Source organism: Nocardia sp. NPDC059691 (genome assembly GCF_042733915.1).
Classification (GTDB): Bacteria; Actinomycetota; Actinomycetes; order Mycobacteriales; family Mycobacteriaceae; genus Nocardia; species Nocardia sichangensis.
Map to the genome: position 1 here is coordinate 1 of NZ_JBHWFB010000043.1, position 1,175 is coordinate 1,175.

A 1,175-nucleotide genomic window follows, 5' to 3' on the forward strand; every position below is an offset into this window, starting at 1 on the left:
GCGATTCTGCGTGCGGGACAACTGGTGGATCTGGGCACTCTCGCCGACATGCGGCATCTGTCGGCGCTGTCGATCGAAGCGACCTTCACCGGCCCACCGCCGGATCTGTCGCATGTGTGCGGAGTCAGCCACGTCGAAGTCGACGGCGCCAAGGTGCGGCTGCGAGTGCAGGGATCGGTGGAACCGTTGCTGCAACGGCTCACTGCCGCCCGGGTGACCCAATTACTCAGCCGGGAACCGTCGTTGGAGGAGCTGTTCCTCGCCCGCTACGGTGACGAACCCACCCTCACCGAACCGGAGACGGTGTGCGGTGACTGACATCCGCACGGCTGCCGCACCCTCGCCCGTGCGCACGCTCGTCTCCCAGCTGACCCCGATGCAGGTGACAGCGCGTGCAGTGTTGCGTGGCGCGGTGATCTGGGGCGTGGTGTTCGGGCTGGTGACCTGGCTCGAGGTGGTTCAGTTCGCCCGGGAGTATCCGACCGCCGCCGACCGTCAGCGGCTGGTGATGATGATGGGCTCCAACGTCGGGTTGGACGCGCTGTTCGGGCCGTCACCGCAGATCGACACCGTAGGTGGCTACGCCGCAACCCACGCCATCGGTGTGCTCGGTATCGCCGGCGCGATCTGGGCCCTGCTCGCCGCGACCCGCGTGCTGCGCGGCGAAGAAGACGCCGGGCGCTGGGAGCCACTGCTGGCCGGCGCGACCGATCGCCGCCGCGCCACCGCCGCAGCGCTCGGCGGTCTCGCCATCGGCTACCTGGTGCTGTGGACGCTCACCGCTGTGCTGTTCGCTGCCGCCGGGAGCCAGGGCGAGGCCCGGTTCTCGGCCTCGACAGTGCTTTTCGCGGCCACGGCCACTACCGCGGCGGCAGGGTTGTTTCTTGCGGTCGGGGCGTTGTGCAGTCAGGTCGCCGGCAACCGCCGTCAAGCCGCCGCACTGGCCGCTGGTGTCTTCGTGGTCGCCTATCTGATCCGGGTGGTCGCCTACAGCACCACCTCCCTGCGATGGTTGCGATGGGTCACCCCGCTGGGATGGATCGATGAGACCCACCCGTTCATCCGCAGCCACTGGCCCACGCTCCTCGCTGTCGCCGCCACCACCGCGGCACTGCTGACCGCCACCGTATGGCTCGCCGGACGCCGAGACCTCGGCGCAGGGCTGCTGCCCGCCC

General features: G+C 69.4%; 1 protein-coding gene and 1 pseudogene. Both read left to right on the plus strand.

Annotation, left to right across the window (positions count from 1 at the left end; translation table 11 throughout):
* Nucleotides 1-318, plus strand: a pseudogene (locus ACFV2O_RS36805) (hypothetical protein); the annotation flags it as partial.
* The coding region (locus tag ACFV2O_RS36810) for an ABC transporter permease subunit (RefSeq protein ID WP_379256394.1) at nucleotides 311-1,175 on the plus strand (865 nt) is incomplete at its 3' end. The pseudogene ACFV2O_RS36805 and the gene ACFV2O_RS36810, both read left to right, overlap by 8 nt.